Origin of the sequence: Microbaculum marinisediminis, assembly GCF_025397915.1 — a bacterium.
Classification (GTDB): Bacteria; Pseudomonadota; Alphaproteobacteria; order Rhizobiales; family Tepidamorphaceae; genus Microbaculum; species Microbaculum marinisediminis.
Genome location: NZ_JALIDZ010000040.1, coordinates 1 through 395, shown reverse-complemented (window position 1 = coordinate 395; position 395 = coordinate 1). Strand labels below are relative to the sequence as shown.

Below are 395 nucleotides of genomic sequence, written 5' to 3'. Positions count from 1 at the left end.
GTTCGGAAGGAAATCCAGGCGCTGCCGAGCTACAAGAACTATGCGCAGGCCGCGCCTATCTGGTCGTCTCTGGTCGATGCCGAGGGCCGCGACACGAAGGCCTCCGACCTGAACTTCATTTACGGCATCGGCAAGATCTTCGATCCCGGCAGCGTCGTGCGCGAAGGGGAAATGGTCATGGTGGAAAACACCGCATCGCTTCCGCAGCGCCTGCTGTCTGCTGTCAACATCGTGAACGACAAGGGGCGCTTGACCCCCGAAATGCGCTCCAGTCTGCTCGCCGAAGCACAGTCGCGCATAAACGCCTTCAACACCGCATTGCGGGACGATATGCGGTCCTATCGCGGTATCGCTCGCCGGTACGGCATCAACCCGCGCGACATCATCCCGAAGCT

General features: G+C 60.8%; 1 protein-coding gene. It reads left to right on the top strand.

All coding sequences use genetic code 11. The annotated features are described in order from the left end of the window. Nucleotides 1-395 (top strand): hypothetical protein (locus MUB46_RS24185; protein ID WP_261618538.1); only part of this gene is annotated, 395 nt, incomplete at both ends.